Source organism: Candidatus Thermoplasmatota archaeon, assembly GCA_030018475.1.
GTDB lineage: Archaea > Thermoplasmatota > JASEFT01 > JASEFT01 > JASEFT01 > JASEFT01.
The window spans coordinates 1-1004 of the sequence record JASEFT010000108.1; the positions used below are offsets into that span (position 1 = coordinate 1).

General features: G+C 39.3%; 1 protein-coding gene. It reads right to left on the bottom strand.

Annotated elements, in window-relative coordinates; genetic code table 11:
* Positions 1-856: carbamate kinase (gene arcC, locus QMD21_07785; protein ID MDI6856663.1), on the bottom strand; the 856-nt coding region annotated here is incomplete at its 3' end.
* Positions 857-1004 lie beyond the last annotated feature (148 nt).

The window sequence follows — 1004 nt, forward strand, 5'->3', positions numbered from 1 at the left end:
TCTTACCGCCTCTTTCTAAAAAATTAATTGAAGCTTGAATTTTTGGCTCCATGCTACCTGGCGCAAAATGACCTTCAGCAAGATATTTTTTTGCCTCTCTTATTGTAATTCTATCAAGCCATTTTTGGTTAGGCTTATTAAAGTTAATTGCCACTTTATCTACATAAGTTAGAATTAGAGTCAGCTCGGCGCCTATCAGTGAGGCTAGCAGGCTAGAGGCTAAATCTTTATCTACTACTGCAGCCACGCCTCTCAAAATATTTTTCTCTTTTATTACGGGAATACCGCCTCCGCCGCACGCAATAACGAGTTCGCCGCTAGCAACAAGCTTTTTTATAAGCTCTTTTTCAATAATATCTACAGGCTTAGGAGAGGGCACAGCTCTCCTATAGCCTCTTCCTGCGTCTTCTATTACTTTCCAATTTCTAGTTCTAGCAATTTCCTGAGCTTCTTCCTTCGTATAAAAAGGTCCTATTGGCTTGGTTGGATTTTGAAAAGAGCTGTCGTTTCTATCCACAGCAACTTGGGTAATTATCGTAGCAACTGATTTCTTCATCCCTTTTTCCCTTAGTTTAATTCCAAGCGCTTGCTGAAGTATATAGCCAATGCTACCCTGAGAATAAGCGCTGCATATATCAAGTGGCATTTGAGGTACATCTTTACTCGATTCATTAGCCAGTAAAATATTGCCAATCTGCGGACCATTACCATGCGTTATTACAATATTATAAAATCTAAGAATTCCTACTAGCTGCTCGGCAAGTGCCAAAGCATTTTCAAATTGCTCTTCGGCGGTGCCTCTCTGATTTTCTTTTACTAGCGCGTTGCCGCCTATTGCCACAACAGCAGTTCTCATAGAGAGTTATGTAATGCTCTTTCGGCTATATGTGATTTTCTAAACTGTAAAAATATAAGTCTTGTAAGCGTTATTTAGTAATTAAAATGCAAATAGTAATTAACGAAGAGCTATGTAAAGGTTGCATGCTGTGTGTTGCATTCTGCCC